The organism is Micromonospora sp. BS32, assembly GCF_059089345.1.
Map to the genome: position 1 here is coordinate 266,883 of NZ_JBSSHR010000001.1, position 15,014 is coordinate 281,896.

Genomic DNA, 15,014 nt, shown 5'->3' on the forward strand with positions numbered 1-15,014 from the left:
CCCGCCCCGGCGCCACTCAGGCGTCCCGGCGGCGCAGCGCGTACCGGCCGAGCGCCAGTGCTCCGGCGGCCCAGCCGGCGAGCAACAGCAGCCCCACCACCGGCGGGTACGGGTCGGTGTCCCCGGCCAGGAAGTGCCCGCCGGCCACCCCGGGGAAGGCGTCGGCGATCCGGTTCAGCACGGCGATGTCCGGCTCCTGCAACGACAGCGGCACGATCATCAGCACTGCGAAGAGCACGGTGAGGGTGAGCACCGCGCTGCGTAGCGCCGCGCCCAGGCCGAGCGCGAGCACGCCCACCAGCGCCAGGTACGTGGCCGTCGCGAGGACGTCGCCGACCGTGCCGGCCACCGGGACGCTGCCCCACTCGCCGAGCAGCGGGCGGGCGGCCAGCATGCCGACCACGCTGAGCAACAGGCCGAAGGCGAAGGTCACCCCACCGGTCACCACCGCCTTGGCCAGCAGCACCCGTCCCCGCGACGGGGTGCACTGCAGGGTGGTCCGGATGGTGCCGGTGGCGTACTCGCCGGTGATGGCGAGCAGGCCGAGGGCCAGCACGGCGTACTGGGTGAGTTCCAGCGCCCCGACGACGATGCTGCCCACGGTGACCACTCCCGGGTCGTCGGCCGGGTCGCCGTTGGTGTTGGCATTCGCGGCGTAGATGGCGAGCTGGGCGGCGGTCGCGGCCATCACCAGCACGCCGGCCAGCAGGGTCCACCAGGTGGCCCGCACCGACCAGAGTCGGGTCCACTCGGCAGCGAGCGCGCCGGCCACGCCACCGCGTCGACCGGCGGGACGGGTGGGGGAGAGGGCGCTCACCGGGCCCCACCCCCGGCGTACTCGACCGCGTCGCCGGTCAACCGCATGAACGTCTCCTCGAGGGTGGCGGTCACCGTGGTCAGCTCGTGCAGCGGCACCCCCAGCTCGTACGCAAGGTCGCCGATCCGAGCGGCGGTCGCGCCGGTGACGGTCAGGCCGTCGGCGTCGGACGCGGTCACCGTGCCGCCCTCGACGGTGAGCCGGTCGGCCAGCGCGGCGAGCGCCGCCGGTCGCGGCCCCCGTACCCGGACCGTGGCGGCGCCGGCGGCGAGCAGCTCGGCCACGGGCGCGTCGGCGATCAACCGGCCCCGGCCGATCACCACCAGGTGCGCGGCGGTCTGCTCCATCTCGCTCATCAGATGGCTGGAGACCAGCACCGTCCGCCCCTCGGCGGCGAGGCGTCGGGTGAGGTCCCGAATCCAGCGCACGCCGTCCGGATCGAGGCCGTTGACCGGCTCGTCGAAGAGCAGCACCGGTGGGTCACCGAGCAGCGCTCCGGCGATGCCGAGCCGCTGGGCCATGCCGAGCGACAGCGCCCGGCCCGGCTTGGCGGCCGCCCGGTCGTCCAGGCCGGCGAGGGCGAGGACCTCGTCGACCCGACGGGCCGGGATGCCGTTGCTGCGGGCCGTCGTCAGCAGGTGGGCCCGCCCCGACCGGGACGGGTGGATCGCCCGGGCGTCGAGCAGCGCGCCCACCTCGTACAGCGGATGCCGCAGCTCCCGGTACTGCCGCCCGTCCACCAGGGCCCGGCCGGCGGTGGGCCGGTCCAGGCCGAGGACCATCCGCATGGTGGTGGACTTGCCCGCACCGTTCGGGCCGAGGAACCCGGTGACCCGGCCAGGTCGGATGTCGACGGTCAGGTCATCGACCGCCGTCACCGCCCCGAACCGTTTCGTCAACCCACGTAGTGTGATCATGCGTTGACGGTAGGAACCGCGCAGGTTTCGTCGCCGCTGCCGATCGGCAGCTGCTGCCCCCGACCTTCGTCAGGTGCTGCCGGTTGGTCGCTGCCGACCGGCTCAGGGCCGCCGCACCACGAACGCGTCCGGCATCCGGAAGGTGAGGTTGTCCGGGCACCACGGCGGCCGGACCACCGTCACCCCGTCCAGCAGTGCCGCGGCCTCGGCGACCACCACCGCCGCCTCCATCCGGGCCAGCTGCGCGCCGACGCAGCGGTGCGCCCCCGCCCCGAAGGCCAGGTGCCGACGCGAGCCGCGCTGGCCGGGGAGGAACCCGGAAGGTTCCGCCACCACCTCGGGGTCGCGTCCGGCGCGGGCCAGCCAGAGCACCACGCTGGCCCCCGCCGCCACCGCCGTCCCGCCGAGCGTGGCGTCGACCGCGGCCACCCGCCGCCAGGTCACGATCGGCGGCTCCAGCCGCAGTCCCTCCTCGACCACGTCGGCGACCGCCACCGTGCCGTCCCGCAGCCCGGCGCGGACCGTCGGCTCGCCGGCCAGCCGGTGCAGCAGCAGGGTGAGGAACTGCGAGGTGGTCTCCTGACCGGCGACCAGCAGGAAGAAGAGCGCGCCGACCACCACGTCGGGGGAGTGGCCGGCGGCCCGCAGCCGGGCGGCGAGCCCACCGCCGGTGGCGGCGAAGTCCCGCAGCACGGTGTGGAACCGGCCCACCTCCGCGGCCAGGACGAGCTGCCGGTCGGCGTCCAGTGGGGCCCAGAACAGCTCCAGCGCGGCCCGGGCGAAGTCCTTGACCGCCTCGACCGGGGCGTCCGGCAGGTCGACCAGCCGGGCCAGCACCAGCAGCGGCAGGTCGGCGGCGAGCGCGGCGTACAGGTCGACCGGTTCCCCGGCGGCCAGCGCGGCATCCAGCCGGGCCACCCGCCGCCGGACCAGGTCGGTCAGCCAGGGCCGCTGCGCGTCCACCCGGGCCGGGTGCAGCGCCTCGGCGACGATCTCCCGGATCGCCGGGTGGCTCGCCCCGGAGTTGTTGGCCAGCGTCGGCGGCAGCCGGAACCGGTGCCGGGCGAGGATCCGCAGCGCCGCCACCGGGACCGGGGTCACCGCGTCCAGGGCGTTGTCGGGCAGCCAGGTCACCGGGTCGGCGAGCACCTGCCGGACCAGCGCGTGCCGGGTCACCACCAGGTGCGCGACGCCCACGTGGTCAACGACGGTCGCCACGTCGGGCCAGGGCCCGTCGACGGACTCCCAGCCCCGGAACAGCACGCCGACACGCTAGCGGGCGGCTCCCGGCGGCGTCGGGTCCAGCTCCCAGACGGTGGTGCGCTTCACCCGTACGCTCTCCAGCGCCTCCGGCACCGGCACGTCGTACGCGGCCAGCTCGCGGAAGCGTTCGCGGGGCAGGAACGCCCGGCCGGGGTCGCCGACCAGCACCCGGGCCCCTTCGGTGCGGGCCGCCCGGAGCAGGAACCGCAGCATCCGCTTCGCCATCGCCTCGCTGTAGAAGACGTCCCCGGCGAGCACCACGTCCGCGCCTCCGGCGTCGCCGTCCAGGATGTCGCCGAGTTCGGCGTCGACGCGTACCCCGTTGGCCTCGGCGTTCAGCGCGACCGCCGCGACCGCCCGGTCGTCCACCTCGACGGCGCGCACGGACGCCGCGCCGGCCTTCGCGGCGGCGATGGCCACCAGGCCGGAGCCGGCGGCCAGGTCGAGCACCCGGCGGCCGGCGACCAGCTCGGGGTGGTCGGTGACGTAGCGGGCCAGGCTCTGCCCGCCGGCCCAGGCGAAGGCCCAGAACGGCGGGGGCTGGGCGCTGCGGAACTCGCCCTCGGTCAGCTCCCACAGCCCGATCGGCTCGTCGGCCTGGTGCAGCCGCACCTCGGGAACGAAGGGCACCGGGGCGAGCCGGGCGTGCAGCCGGACGAAGGCCGCGGAAAGGTCGGACACTCTGGAATTGTGCCCCGGCCGGCTTTCCGGGCGTGTCGCGGGGCGACGGTGACCGGTTCACCACAGCCGGTGATAACGCGCCCCGGATGTGGCGGTCGGTGCGAACACGCCCGTCTACCGGCTTCCCCGGCCCGCTCATAGCGTGGCGAGTGGACCGGACCCACGAAATGACGAGGCGGTGATGACGGTGTGGCGCAACGCGCTGCGGGTCGGGGTGGTGCTGGCCTGCCTGTCGGCGACGGGGCTGGCGGCGCCGACGCCGGCGTCGGCCGCGCCCGGGTTCGCCACCGAGCTGAGCGGCCTGCCCGACGAGTTCAGCGCGGGTGACCAGGTGCGCACGGTCTCCGCGGTGGTCCGCCGCGACGGCGGCGGTTGCCTCAAGGTGCGCTGGTCGATGGTGCTCAGCGTGCAGGGCGGCCTGCGGCTGGACCAGGTGAAGATGGACCGGGTGGAGGACTCCGGCTCCTTCCCGCTGGAGATCCGGACCGACGGGGACGTGGCCCGGTTGACCGACCGGGAGCTAGACCCGGGCACGCTCTGCCCGGACCGCACGGTCACCGCCCGCTACCAGGTGGCCTTCGCCGAGGACGTCACCGAGGGGCAGCTCACCCTCGCCGCCGAGGCGTACGACGAGGGTCTGCGCCTGCTCGCCCGGCAGACCGCCACCCGGGAGGTGGTCGGCGCGGCCGCCGCCCCGACGACCGAGCCGACGGTGCCGGCCGAGCCGACGGTGCCGGCCGAGCCGACCGTGCCCGCCACCGAGGACGCCGAGCCGACCGAGGCGGCGATCGCCGACGTGGCGCCGCCCGCCGCTGCGAACCGGGCGCAGACCGGCCCCGGCGGCTTCGGGCTGGTACAGGCGGCCTTCCTCCTCGGCGGGTTGCTGCTCTTCCTCGGCGTCGGCCTGCTGATGCGGCTGCGGCAGCTCACCCGCGCCGCCGGCGCGGCCGGCGGTGGCACCGGAGGGCGGCCCTTCGAGCGGCAGCCCGGGCGCTGGACGCCGGCCCGTCGCTGATCGGGGGCCGCCGGGGGCCGGGCACTGCCCGACCCCCGGCGGGCATCACTTCGAGAACACCTGGAACTCGGCGACCCGGACCTGGTCGCGCGCCGGGCTGGCGGTCGCGCAGTCGGTCGTGGTGGCCGGGTCGTCGTCCTGCTCACCGGCGTACGCGGGCCCGCCCGTGCACTGGCTGGCCAGCACCTCCAGCTTCACGTGGGTGGCGAGGGTGGTCGGCACCCGGAACGAGCGCAGGTTGATGTCCCGGGTGTAGGCCCGGTACTTCCCACCGGGGAACGCGTCGGCGTCGCTGGTGTAGATCCGCTGCCAGCGGGCCGGGTCGGCGCAGTCGGTGGTGGTCGCGTCGCAGGTCGACACGGCGAACGCGCGCAGCGCGCTCAACGCGTTCTGCCCGCCCGCGTCGGCGTCCCCGAGGATCGCCGGGCGCAGCATGGCGCTGACGTTCACCCGCTTGACCACCTGGGCCGCGTCCCCGGGCAGCGCCACGGTGACCTGCCTGCCGGCGACGCCGTCCAGCGAGGCCCAGTTGGTGGCCTCGGTGTCGTCGCCGATCCGGTCCAGGTTCAGCCCGTCTCCGCTGATCACCGCGCCGGAGGCGGTGGACGCCAGGTTGCGGCTCAGCCGCAGGTCGACGTACGCCTGCTGGCCGGCCTGGGCGACCACGCTGAGCCGCTGGTGGCCGAAGCCGGGCGCGACCGCCAGCAGCTGGTACGTCCCGGCGACCGCCTCGAAGGTGTCCGGCAGCCCGGTGGCCGGATCGGTGTCGGCGATCGGGGTGGCCCGGGCCTCGTAGTCGCCGACGTACACCCGGATCGGCGCGTCGGCGCTGTCGCCCTTGGCCCGCAGCGTGAGGGTGGCGTTGCCGCCGGCCGGGCTGGCGAAGCTCGGCGTCGGGTCGCTGTCGGCGGCGCCGACCGTGGCGGCGTCCCGGCCCATGCCGGAGCGGGCGAACTCGGCCCAGATCAGCTCCTGGTCGGCCCCGCCGAAGCGGAGCAGGTCGGCGGTGAGCAGGGTGTCCCGCATGTCGAGCATGCTGACCTGGCTCGCGGCCTGGAGCAGGAACGAGTCGAAGACCAGCTGCGCCCAGCGCCGGTTGCCCGGGCACTGGTCCGCGGTGACCTTCCCCTGCGCGCAGTCGAGCTGCCGCTGCCCGGTGCCGAGGCCGTACCGCTTCACCATGGCGGCCCGGATCCGGTAGTTGGTGGCGCTCCAGATCTCGCCGTCGGCGTGCACGGCCGGGCCGGCGGTGTTGTAGCCGACGTCGGAGTAGTTCAGCGGGCTGCGGCTCATGTCGTGGTTGCGGATGCCGCTGACCAGGTTGCCGGTGACGTATCCGCCGGTGACGAAGGGCGTCTCGCCGGGGGCGCGCAGACCGTGCTCGTACAGGTACTCAGCGGCGAGCAGGTCGCTCCACGACTCGCCCATCGCGCCGCCCTGGAGGCCGCTGATGCCGGTGTCCGGCCCGGCGATCATCCGGTTGGTGATCGCGTGGGTGTACTCGTGCCCGATCACCGTCATGTCGTAGTCGCCGTCGACGCACGGCGGGTACGGCCCGCCGGCCTGCGGCTGCCACAGGTACATGTTGGTGCTCGGCGGGAGGCCGTCGCGGGGCGTGCCCTGGTTGGCGTTGTTCCGGTTGCCGCTGAGCGCGCCCTGCTGGGCCCGGCCCTGCTCGGCGTCACCGCCCAGGCCGGCCGCGCCGACGTTGACCGCCTGCAGGTTCCAGGTGGCCTCGGTGAAGCCGAGGTGCCAGGCCCAGTCGTGCATCCGGTTGTGCATCGCGAAGAGGTTCGCGATGGCCGCGTCGGTGTCATTGCGCTGCGCCGAGGTGAACGCCGCCGGGTTGCAGCGGGACTGGTGCCACTGGTCGGTGAAGGGGTACTCGTAGCGGCGCTCGGGGCTGGCCGGGGCCGGCAGCAGCGGGCTGCCCGCGCCCCAGGAGACCACCGTGTTGGCCGAGTTGCCCCGGGAGGTGCCGGTCGGCGTGCCGGTGGCCAGGTCGACGTCCCAGGGCTGGCCGCTCGCCGGGTCGCGGAACGCGGCGGCGCAGTCCGGCGCGGGGTCGCCGCACCAGCGCACCCGAGGGTCCTGCCCGGCGGCGAGGTCCTGCGGCGGGGTGGCCGGGTAGACCGCCCAGCTCGGGTTGTCGGAGTCGAAGTCGACCAGGTCCTCGCGAACCAGGACGCCACCGGTGATCCCGTCGACGTACGTGGTGACGGCGGCCGGGTGGTCGGTGGCCTTCCCGATCAGGGTCACCTCGTACGCGGCCCGGTTGCCGTCGGTCGGGGTGGGCACGGCGACCTGCCGGACGCTGTGGCTGGCCACCCCCTCGGCGGTCAGCCCGGCGTCGGCGAGCGCGGCGGCGTACGCCTGCTCGCCGGTGAGCGTGGCCGGGGCGGGCGCCGTGTCGTCGCGGGTCAGCGAGGAGCTGACCGAGACCACGGTGCCGTCGACGACCGCCACGGTGACCAGGCCGTCGTATCCGGCGGGGAGGTCGCCGAGGCGTTGCCGGAGGGTGACCACCGCGCCCGCGCCGAGCGGCCGCACCAGCAGCCGGTCCATCGCGGCGACCGTGTCGGCGTCGAGGCCGAACAGGTCGCGGTTGTCGGCGAGGTAGCGCCGGGCGGCGGCCTCCGGGTCGACCGGCAGCCCGGTGGCGAGCGGTGTCCGGGCCGGTCCGAGCGCCTGCGGGGTGCCGAGCCGGTTCCACCGGACGTCGGCGTCGGCGCGCCGGGCGAGCCCTCGCTGGCGGGCGTCGGGTGCGGCCGTACCGGTGCGGTTGTCGACGTCTGCGGAGGCGTGGCTGTCGTCGGCGAACGCGCCGGAGCGGCCCGGTGTCGCGGCCGCTGCGTCGCCCGGTGCGGCCGCGGCGGTGCCGGTCGGCAGCAGGGCGGCGACCACGGCGGCGGTGGCCAGTACGGGAACGAGCCGGCGTCGGCGCCGGCTCGTCGTTGGTGTCCACTCCGGTATGGGCACGGAACCTCCTCGTGGGAGCGGGGCCGGCGTCGGGGCCGGCGGGCAGGCGCGGTTACGCATGCGCATCTGTGAATACCAGCCGCAGCGGACCGGGGCAAGGTCGCCGGTGACGTCGGGTGTCGCCGGGACGACGCTGCGCAGAAGATCTCGCTTTACAAAAGCCGGCATCTTGTAAATCAACGTGACCGGTGCCACAGTCGACGGCAGACCCGTGAGATCGGAGGTCGACGATGGCCGTCAGCACCGGCACCAGCACCGTCGCCTGGCGCGACACCCGCAAGCCGCTCTGGCCGCTGGCCCTGCTCGTCCCGGTGCTGCCCTTCCTGGGCTGGCTCGGCTGGCGAAGCACCGGCGGCGCCTGGGCCTGGTGGCTCACCCCGGCGGTGGTCTTCGGGCTCATCCCGGCGATCGACCTGCTCATCGGCGACGACCGGCGCAACCCGCCGGACGAGGCGGTGCCCGGCCTGCAGGCCGACGGCTACTACCGCTGGCTCACCTACCTCTACCTGCCCGCCCAGTACGCCGCCCTGGTGCTCTGCTGCGCCGTCTGGGCCCGCGGCGAGCTCTCCTGGCTCGGCGCGGCCGGGCTGGTCGCCACGGTCGGCGTGGTCAACGGCATCGCCATCAACACCGCCCACGAGCTGGGGCACAAGCGGGAGACCGCGGAACGCTGGCTCTCCAAGATCGCCCTGGCGCCCACCGGCTACGGGCACTTCTACGTCGAGCACAACCGGGGCCACCACACCCGGGTCGCCACCCCGGAGGACCCGGCCAGCTCCCGGCTGGGGGAGAGCTTCTGGGCCTTCTGGCCGCGTACCGTCCTGGGCAGCCTGCGGTCGGCCTGGCGGCTGGAGACCAGCCGGTTCCGGTTGCGCGGCCGCAACCCCTGGACCCATCGCAACGACATCCTCAACGCCTGGGCGATGACGGTGCTGCTGTTCGGGGTGCTGGCCGTCGTCTTCGGCCCGGGGGTGCTGCTGCTCCTGGTGCTCCAGGCGGTGGTCGGCTTCTCCCTGCTGGAGGTGGTCAACTACCTGGAGCACTACGGGCTGGCCCGGCAGCGCACCGCCGCCGGCCGCTACGAGAAGGTCGACCCGCGGCACAGCTGGAACAGCGACCGGACGGTCACCAACGTCTTCCTCTTCCAGCTCCAGCGGCACAGCGACCACCACGCCAACCCGCTACGCCGCTACCAGACCCTGCGCAGCTTCGACATGTCGCCCCGGCTACCGGCCGGCTACGCCACCATGGTCGTCGCCGCGCTGGTGCCGCCGCTCTGGCGGCGGGTGATGGACCACCGGGTACTCGCCCACTACGGCGGCGAGCTCGAGCTGGCCAACGTCCACCCGCCGGCCCTGCGCCGGCTGCGGGAGCGCCGGCGCCCTGCGGCCTCCGGTCAGGGGTACGCCCACTGACCACACCCCCGGCGCCGGCGCCCCGTGGGTCGGTGTCAGTCCGGTGGCGTCCAGTCCGGGTCGCGGCCGAAGGCGGCGATGAGCTGGTCCTGCCTGTCGGCGTCGGCGGGCACGTCGACGCCGGGGTGGACCAGCTGCGCCCGCTGGTAGTCGGAGACCCGCCCGGCGAACCACTGCGCGCAGGTGGCGACCGGCTCCGGGTCGAGCCGCGGGTCGGCGCCGATCGCCACCGCCAGGTCCCATCCGTGTACGAGGTGCTCGGCGACGAGCTGCTGCAGGTACTCCTCGGCCGGGGTCTCGCCGGTGGAGAGGTGGACCGTCCGGTCGAGCGCGCCGGGGTGGGTGGCGGCGACCTCGGCCTGGGACGCCGCCTGCCGGGCGGTGTCGATCGGGTCGTCGCCGAGCTGGTCGCCGTCGAACCGGTCACCCACCTCGTCGAGGGTCCGCCCGGCCAGCAGCGGCACCGTCCAGCGGTCCTCGCCCACCACATGGTTGACCAGGGTGCGGACGTCCCACCCGGGGCAGGGCGTCGGGTCGCCCCACTGCCCCGGGGCCACCTGGTCCACCCGGTCGATGAACTCGGCCAGTGCGCGTCGGTAGCTCTCCACCAGCTCCATGCCCCCGATCCTCCCGGCCCGCCACCCCACCCCGCCCCCACGATCCGCGCACTCGCACGGAAAGAGTGGCTTCCCCAGGCGGGATGGCCACTCTTTCCGGGAAAGTGCTCCGCCGGGGAGGGGTGGGAGTCAGTCGAGTTGGGTGGGGTCCAGGGCTAGTTCGCGGGCGGCGGTCAGGCGGACCCATTCGGCGCACTGGCGGCGGGAGATCACCCGGTCGTGCACCGCGAGCTGCACGGCCAGGCCGTCCATCACGGCGTTGATCCGCCAGGCGGCGCCGGCCGGGTCGGCGCACTCGAAGGTGCCCTCGGCCACCCCGTCGGCGATCACCGTGGTCAGGTCCTGCCGCCAGCGCAGGTCCAGCCGGCGGGAGACCTTCTCCAGCTCGGGGGTGCGCAGCGACTCCGACCAGCCGTCGATCCACATCGACCAGGAGATCGAGCGGCCGGCCGGGGTGTAGAGCCGCAGGATCCGCCGCAGCTTCGTCAGCGGCGCCGCGGCGGACCGGGTCACCGCGTCCAGCCGGGCCAGATCCTGCTCCGCCGCGTAGGCGAAGGCCTGCGCGAGCAGCCGTTCCTTGGTGGCGAAGTGGTAGAAGACCAGCGCCTGGCTCACCCCGGCGGCCTCTGCCACGTCGGCTGTACGGGTGTTGGCAAGTCCACGTTCGACGATCACGTCGCAGGCCGTTCGCAACAGGGAATCCAGGCGCACAGCGGCGGCACGTCTCGTCACGCCGTTACCGTAACCTATCGACTTGAGCACAGGGAGTTACCGTCACCGTCGGTTCGCCCGGGCAAACAGTCGGAACCCGGACAGCTGTCGCCCGGCGCGTCGGTTCGCCCCATCGGCCATCGAGGGCCCTCGCCGCGGCGAGGCTCCCCACCCAGTCTCCTAGGAAGCTTTAGGGGACCGGCCGGGCGCCTCTCCACCCGTCTCCGGCGCGCCGGGAAACACCCCCGATTTGGCATCCCTCCGGCGACTCGGCTAAAGTTCTCATCCGTCACCGGGAACGTCCGGAGACAAGCGGACGTAGCGCAGCTGGTAGCGCATCACCTTGCCAAGGTGAGGGTCGCGGGTTCGAATCCCGTCGTCCGCTCGGAGCTGCCGCCACGCACGACGGGGGCAACCTCGGTGGGGTGGCCGAGAGGCGAGGCAACGGCCTGCAAAGCCGTGTACGCGGGTTCAAATCCCGTCCCCACCTCGGTAACAAAGGCGCGGGCGATTGGCGCAGTGGGAGCGCGCTTCCTTGACACGGAAGAGGTCACTGGTTCAAACCCAGTATCGCCCACCAGCGAAAAGGCTCGTCACCGACAGGTGACGAGCCTTTTCCGTGTCCCGTTCGTCCGGCCCGCGGGCACCTCCGGCCCGCGGGCACCATCCGCTCAGAGCGGCGGGGCCACGTCCCGGCGCTCCTCGACCCGTCGGTACTCCACCGGCTCGGCCGTGGTGACCACCTGCCGGCGGCGACCCCAGACCAGCGTGGTCATCACCAGGCCCAGCACGCCGGCCGCCATCAGGATCCAGCCGACCACGTCGAGGTTCACGCCGCCGACGCTGGCGTCCAGCGCGAAGGTGAGGATCGCGCCGACCGCGATCAGGAAGATGCTCGTTCCGATACCCACGACAGCCTCCTTAAGGGGGATGTGGTGCGCTGTCGACGGAGTCAGTACCCCATCGGTGAGCAGCGCAATCACCCGGCCGGACCAGCGCCGGAGGGGCGGCGCCGGCCACGATCTTGCCGTCGGGTAGAGTTCAACCCGTCGCCGGGGAAACCGGGCGGCACGCGGACGTAGCGCAGCTGGTAGCGCATCACCTTGCCAAGGTGAGGGTCGCGGGTTCGAATCCCGTCGTCCGCTCGCGATCACGGGCGATTGGCGCAGTGGGAGCGCGCTTCCTTGACACGGAAGAGGTCACTGGTTCAAACCCAGTATCGCCCACCAGGCGCTGCACGAAGGCCCCGGCTCCAACGAGCCGGGGCCTTCGTCATCTCCGCGCCTCACCTTTCGGCCCCCGGGTACGCCGCCGGCCGGCACCCGGGGCGGGGTGCCGGCCAGCGTGTCACGGTCAGCTGTTCCAGTGCGCGGCGACCAGGTCGGCGGCCTGCTGCTCCCACTGCGCGTAGTGGTCCGGGTAGGCCGAGACCTGCACGGTCTGGGCGGCCTCGGTCAGCGGCATGTCCTGCCAGCCGTCGACCTGCTTCAGGCCCTTGAGGAACGCCATCGTCGAGTACTCGGGGTCGGTGATCTGCTCGACCGTGCCCCAACCCGAGCTCGGACGCTGCTGGAACAGGCCCTGCGAGTCGTGGTCGTTGCGGTCACCCAGGTGCCCCAGGTTCTCCAGCTTCGACTCCTGGAGGCTGGTCGCGAGGGCCACCACGGCGGCCCGCTCGTCCATGCCGGACTTCTTGGTCGCGGCGATGATCGCCTTGACGTTGCCGGTCTGCTCGTCGCCCAGCTCGATCCGCGACTGCGCGCCCTGCACGCCGTGCGGGATCAGCTTGGCCCGGTCCACGGCCGGCTTGTCAGCCTGGACCACGGCGACGTCCTTCGCCTCGACCAGGGTGGTCGTGGCGGTCGTGCCGTGGTTCAGCGGGCCGGCGGCGAGGCCACCGGCGAAGGCGAGACCAGCGATACCGAGCACGCTCTTGCGCAGCATGGTGTTCATGGGTGGCTCCATTCGGGGGTCGACCCGCACGCCCGGGGGACCGGCGCGGGGCAAGCACCACGAGAAGGCGCTCAGAAGGCAAAGGGGAAAGTCTTCGTCCGGGCGGCTTCGCGAGCGGGGGCTCGCGGCGCCGGGACCATGTGTAACGACCGCCGGCCCGGCGTCATTCCGGGGGTTCGTCGTCCATCGGCCAGGCAGCGGGGGCTGCTGCTGCGGTCGTACGGAGGGTGTAACGACCTGGGCTCGCCTGCGATTCCGGGCCGGGGGTGCCGCCGGTCACGGGACACCCGGGCCGTGCCGGACCCGCAACCGGACAGGCGGCGCACGGGTGCCCAAGGCATCTGATTCGGGGCCGTCCGGGAGGCTTTCTGCCGAGGGCAGATCCGCTGCCGGTGAACAGGAGTGCCGGCCCGGGCCACCGCCCGGCAGGCTGGGACGCATGAGACTGCTGGTGCTGGGTGGGACGGGGTTCGTCGGCGGGGCGATCGTGGCCGAGGCGGTACGGCGAGGCTGGCCGGTGACGGTGTTCAACCGGGGACTGCACGGGGAGGTGCCGACGGGCGTACGCCGGTTGCGGGGTGACCGCACGGCGCCGGACGGGCTGGCGGCGCTGGCCGGCGGGGCATGGGACCTGGTGGTGGACACCTGGGACGGCGCGCCCCGGGCGGTGCGGGACGCGGCGCGGGTGCTGGCCGGCTCCGTCGGGCACTACGCCTACGTCTCCAGCGGCTCGGTCTACGCCGCGCCGGTGGAGCCGGGCTCGGCCGAGGACGCGCCGGTCGTCGAGGCGGCCGCGGACGCGGTCGACGGGGACTACGCGCAGCTCAAGGCCGGTGGCGAGCGGGCCGCGGTGGAGGTCCTGGGCGACCGGGCGCTGCTGGCCCGGGCCGGGCTGATCCTCGGGCCGGGGGAGGACATCGGGCGGCTGCCCTGGTGGCTGAACCGGATCGCCCGGGGTGGCGCGGTGCTGGCGCCGGGGCCCCGCGACCTGCCGGTGCAGTACATCGACGTGCGGGACCTGGCGATCTGGCTGCTCGACCGGGGTGCGGAGGGGCTCGGCGGGGCGTACAACGTGGTGGGCCGCACCGGGCACACGACGATGGGGGAACTGCTCGACGCGGCCGTCGCGGCGACCGGGTCGGACGCGGTGCTGCGCTGGACGGACCCGGCGCCGATCCTGGCCGCCGGCGTGGAGCCCTGGAACGACCTGCCGATCTGGATCCCACGCGGGCACGAGTACCGCTGGTTGCAGGAGCGCGACGTGGAGCGGGCGTACGCGGCGGGGCTGGTCTGCCGCCCGGTGGCCGAGACGGTCGCCGACACCTGGCGTTGGTTGCGCGAGGTGGGCGGGGTGCCACCGCGCGCCGGTCGTCCGGCGCGGGCGCCGGTCGGCCTGGACCCGGAACGGGAGGCGGCGCTCCTGGCCGCGACCGCTGCGCCGCGGCCCTGAACCCCCGGCCGGGGCGCAGCGAGACCCGGCGGGGCCGGACCACCCGGCCCCGCCGCATGCCCTCAGGCCGGCACCACCGGCAGGTCGAGCAGCTCGTCGACCCGGCGTCGCGGGGTGGCCATGCCGGGCTGGCCGTACCCGATCCGCATCACCATCTGCGGCGTGCCGAACCGGCCCAGCGACAGCCGCAGCGCCTCCCGCGCCCCCGGCACCTCGATGGGCTGGGAGAGCATCGACACGCTCAGCCCGGCGTCGGTGGCGGTGAGCAGCACCCGCTGAAGGGCCTGGCCGGCGATGATCTGGTCGGTGGCGGTGTTCCCCGCCGACCCGAGCACCGCGACCAGCGGCTCCGGCTCGAAGTCGCGTCCCGGGGCCCGGTTGCGCCCGCCGAAGCCGCGCTGCGGGAGCAGGTCCTGCGGTTCGCTCTGCGGCCCGCCGGCGGCGGTCGGCACCCCGTCCGGGGAGGGCTCCGAGCGGATCCACGCGGCCCGCTCCGCCACGTACGCCGGTTCGCGTTCGAGCACCCGGTGGGCGCTGCGGGCGATCTCGGCGAAGGCGTTGACGGCGCTGGTGCCGATCAGCAGCTCCAGCCAGCACTGCTCGGCGCGGGCCGCCTCACCCAGTTGCCAGCGGGCGTCGGCGGGCACCGGGTCCGGCCAGAACGGGGCCCGGTTGCTGAACCGGCGCGGGATGGCCGCGTACAGGCTCTGCTCGCCGGGGGTCGCGCGGCGTGGCAGGTCCGGCACCAGCCGGGCCACCACGTCCGGCTCGGCCGGGTACGGCCGCAGCCGCACCGTCGCCGGCGTGCCGGCCACCGCGAGCGCCAGCCGCAGGTTGAACAGGGCCGCGCCGCAGGAGATCCGGGCGCCCCAGCCGCTCGGGTCGGTGGCGGCCAGCCGCCGCGCCGGGTCGACCGAGAGTTCGATCCCGCCGTCGCGCAGCCGGAAGCGCCACGGCTGGGTGTTGTGCAGGGAGGGCGCGCGCACGGCATCCGCGACGGCGGCCCGTAGCTGCGCGACGGTGAAGCCGGTGTCCATGGTCATGCTCCTTCCGTGGCAGGTCGTACCGCCTCCCGATGGGTCCGTCTACACGGTCCGTCACCGGCGGGGGGCGCGGGCAGGGCCGGACGTCCCGTCCCGGTCGGGGCCCCCGGCCCGCCGCGGCGCCCCACGGTAGGGACCTTCGGCCCGTGTAGC

General features: G+C 74.4%; 13 protein-coding genes and 5 tRNA genes. 8 read left to right on the top strand and 10 right to left on the bottom strand.

Annotated features, from left to right (window positions below):
- Positions 1 to 16 precede the first annotated feature (16 nt).
- The 4 genes from AC5RWQ_RS01220 to AC5RWQ_RS01235 all read right to left on the bottom strand — a co-directional run bounded on the left by AC5RWQ_RS01220 (position 17) and on the right by AC5RWQ_RS01235 (position 3,678).
- Positions 17 to 817, bottom strand: a complete 801-nt coding sequence (locus tag AC5RWQ_RS01220; RefSeq protein ID WP_494280882.1) for an ABC transporter permease — start codon at positions 815 to 817, stop codon at positions 17 to 19.
- Positions 814 to 1,734, bottom strand: a complete 921-nt coding sequence (locus tag AC5RWQ_RS01225) for an ABC transporter ATP-binding protein (RefSeq protein ID WP_494280883.1) — start codon at positions 1,732 to 1,734, stop codon at positions 814 to 816. Before AC5RWQ_RS01225 ends, AC5RWQ_RS01220 begins: the two co-directional genes overlap by 4 nt.
- A gap of 102 nt (positions 1,735 to 1,836) precedes the next feature.
- Entirely contained in the window at positions 1,837 to 2,997 is a 1,161-nt protein-coding gene (locus tag AC5RWQ_RS01230; protein ID WP_494280884.1) for a cytochrome P450, read from the bottom strand.
- A gap of 9 nt (positions 2,998 to 3,006) precedes the next feature.
- Complete coding sequence (locus AC5RWQ_RS01235) at positions 3,007 to 3,678, bottom strand: class I SAM-dependent methyltransferase (RefSeq protein WP_494280885.1); 672 nt, start codon at positions 3,676 to 3,678, stop codon at positions 3,007 to 3,009.
- A 181-nt stretch (positions 3,679 to 3,859) separates the two neighbouring features.
- On the opposite strand from AC5RWQ_RS01235, the gene AC5RWQ_RS01240 reads away from it, so the two are divergent.
- The gene (locus AC5RWQ_RS01240) at positions 3,860 to 4,693 is read left to right on the top strand and encodes a hypothetical protein (RefSeq protein WP_494280886.1); all 834 of its coding nucleotides are present in this window, start codon (positions 3,860 to 3,862) and stop codon (positions 4,691 to 4,693) included.
- Positions 4,694 to 4,738: 45 nt separating this feature from the next.
- On the opposite strand, the gene AC5RWQ_RS01245 is transcribed toward AC5RWQ_RS01240, so the two are convergent.
- Positions 4,739 to 7,672 (bottom strand): M36 family metallopeptidase, encoded by a 2,934-nt coding sequence (locus AC5RWQ_RS01245; RefSeq protein ID WP_494280887.1) that lies wholly within the window; start codon positions 7,670 to 7,672, stop codon positions 4,739 to 4,741.
- 230 nt (positions 7,673 to 7,902) lie between these two features.
- Between AC5RWQ_RS01245 and AC5RWQ_RS01250 the strand changes: the two genes are divergently transcribed.
- Positions 7,903 to 9,087: an alkane 1-monooxygenase gene (locus AC5RWQ_RS01250; protein ID WP_494280888.1), complete on the top strand. Its 1,185-nt coding sequence runs from the start codon at positions 7,903 to 7,905 to the stop codon at positions 9,085 to 9,087.
- A 35-nt stretch (positions 9,088 to 9,122) separates the two neighbouring features.
- On the opposite strand, the gene AC5RWQ_RS01255 is transcribed toward AC5RWQ_RS01250, so the two are convergent.
- Complete coding sequence (locus AC5RWQ_RS01255; protein ID WP_494280889.1) at positions 9,123 to 9,704, bottom strand: TIGR03086 family metal-binding protein; 582 nt, start codon at positions 9,702 to 9,704, stop codon at positions 9,123 to 9,125.
- A gap of 129 nt (positions 9,705 to 9,833) precedes the next feature.
- The gene (locus tag AC5RWQ_RS01260) at positions 9,834 to 10,436 is read right to left on the bottom strand and encodes a TetR/AcrR family transcriptional regulator (RefSeq protein ID WP_494280890.1); all 603 of its coding nucleotides are present in this window, start codon (positions 10,434 to 10,436) and stop codon (positions 9,834 to 9,836) included.
- 291 nt (positions 10,437 to 10,727) lie between these two features.
- On the opposite strand from AC5RWQ_RS01260, the gene AC5RWQ_RS01265 reads away from it, so the two are divergent.
- The 3 genes from AC5RWQ_RS01265 to AC5RWQ_RS01275 all read left to right on the top strand — a co-directional run bounded on the left by AC5RWQ_RS01265 (position 10,728) and on the right by AC5RWQ_RS01275 (position 10,995).
- A tRNA-Gly gene (locus tag AC5RWQ_RS01265) sits at positions 10,728 to 10,800 on the top strand.
- Positions 10,801 to 10,834: 34 nt separating this feature from the next.
- A tRNA-Cys gene (locus AC5RWQ_RS01270) sits at positions 10,835 to 10,905 on the top strand.
- Between the two features lie 15 nt (positions 10,906 to 10,920).
- Positions 10,921 to 10,995 (top strand) — tRNA-Val (locus AC5RWQ_RS01275).
- Between the two features lie 91 nt (positions 10,996 to 11,086).
- Here AC5RWQ_RS01275 and AC5RWQ_RS01280 read toward each other — a convergent pair.
- A complete protein-coding gene (locus AC5RWQ_RS01280; protein WP_494280891.1) occupies positions 11,087 to 11,326 on the bottom strand; it encodes a DUF6458 family protein in 240 nt (79 codons plus the stop codon).
- Between the two features lie 161 nt (positions 11,327 to 11,487).
- Here AC5RWQ_RS01280 and AC5RWQ_RS01285 point away from each other — a divergent pair.
- Both AC5RWQ_RS01285 and AC5RWQ_RS01290 read left to right on the top strand, forming a co-directional pair.
- Positions 11,488 to 11,560, top strand: a tRNA-Gly gene (locus tag AC5RWQ_RS01285).
- Between the two features lie 9 nt (positions 11,561 to 11,569).
- Positions 11,570 to 11,644: transfer RNA gene (locus tag AC5RWQ_RS01290), tRNA-Val, on the top strand.
- A gap of 124 nt (positions 11,645 to 11,768) precedes the next feature.
- Here the strand turns inward: AC5RWQ_RS01290 and AC5RWQ_RS01295 are convergent.
- Positions 11,769 to 12,368, bottom strand: a complete 600-nt coding sequence (locus AC5RWQ_RS01295; protein ID WP_494280892.1) for a hypothetical protein — start codon at positions 12,366 to 12,368, stop codon at positions 11,769 to 11,771.
- 439 nt (positions 12,369 to 12,807) lie between these two features.
- Here AC5RWQ_RS01295 and AC5RWQ_RS01300 point away from each other — a divergent pair, with 439 nt between their 5' ends.
- Positions 12,808 to 13,818: an NAD-dependent epimerase/dehydratase family protein gene (locus tag AC5RWQ_RS01300; protein WP_494280893.1), complete on the top strand. Its 1,011-nt coding sequence runs from the start codon at positions 12,808 to 12,810 to the stop codon at positions 13,816 to 13,818.
- A 62-nt stretch (positions 13,819 to 13,880) separates the two neighbouring features.
- Here the strand turns inward: AC5RWQ_RS01300 and AC5RWQ_RS01305 are convergent, their stop codons facing one another.
- Positions 13,881 to 14,855 (bottom strand): Acg family FMN-binding oxidoreductase, encoded by a 975-nt coding sequence (locus AC5RWQ_RS01305; protein ID WP_494281142.1) that lies wholly within the window; start codon positions 14,853 to 14,855, stop codon positions 13,881 to 13,883.
- Positions 14,856 to 15,014: the final 159 nt, after the last annotated feature.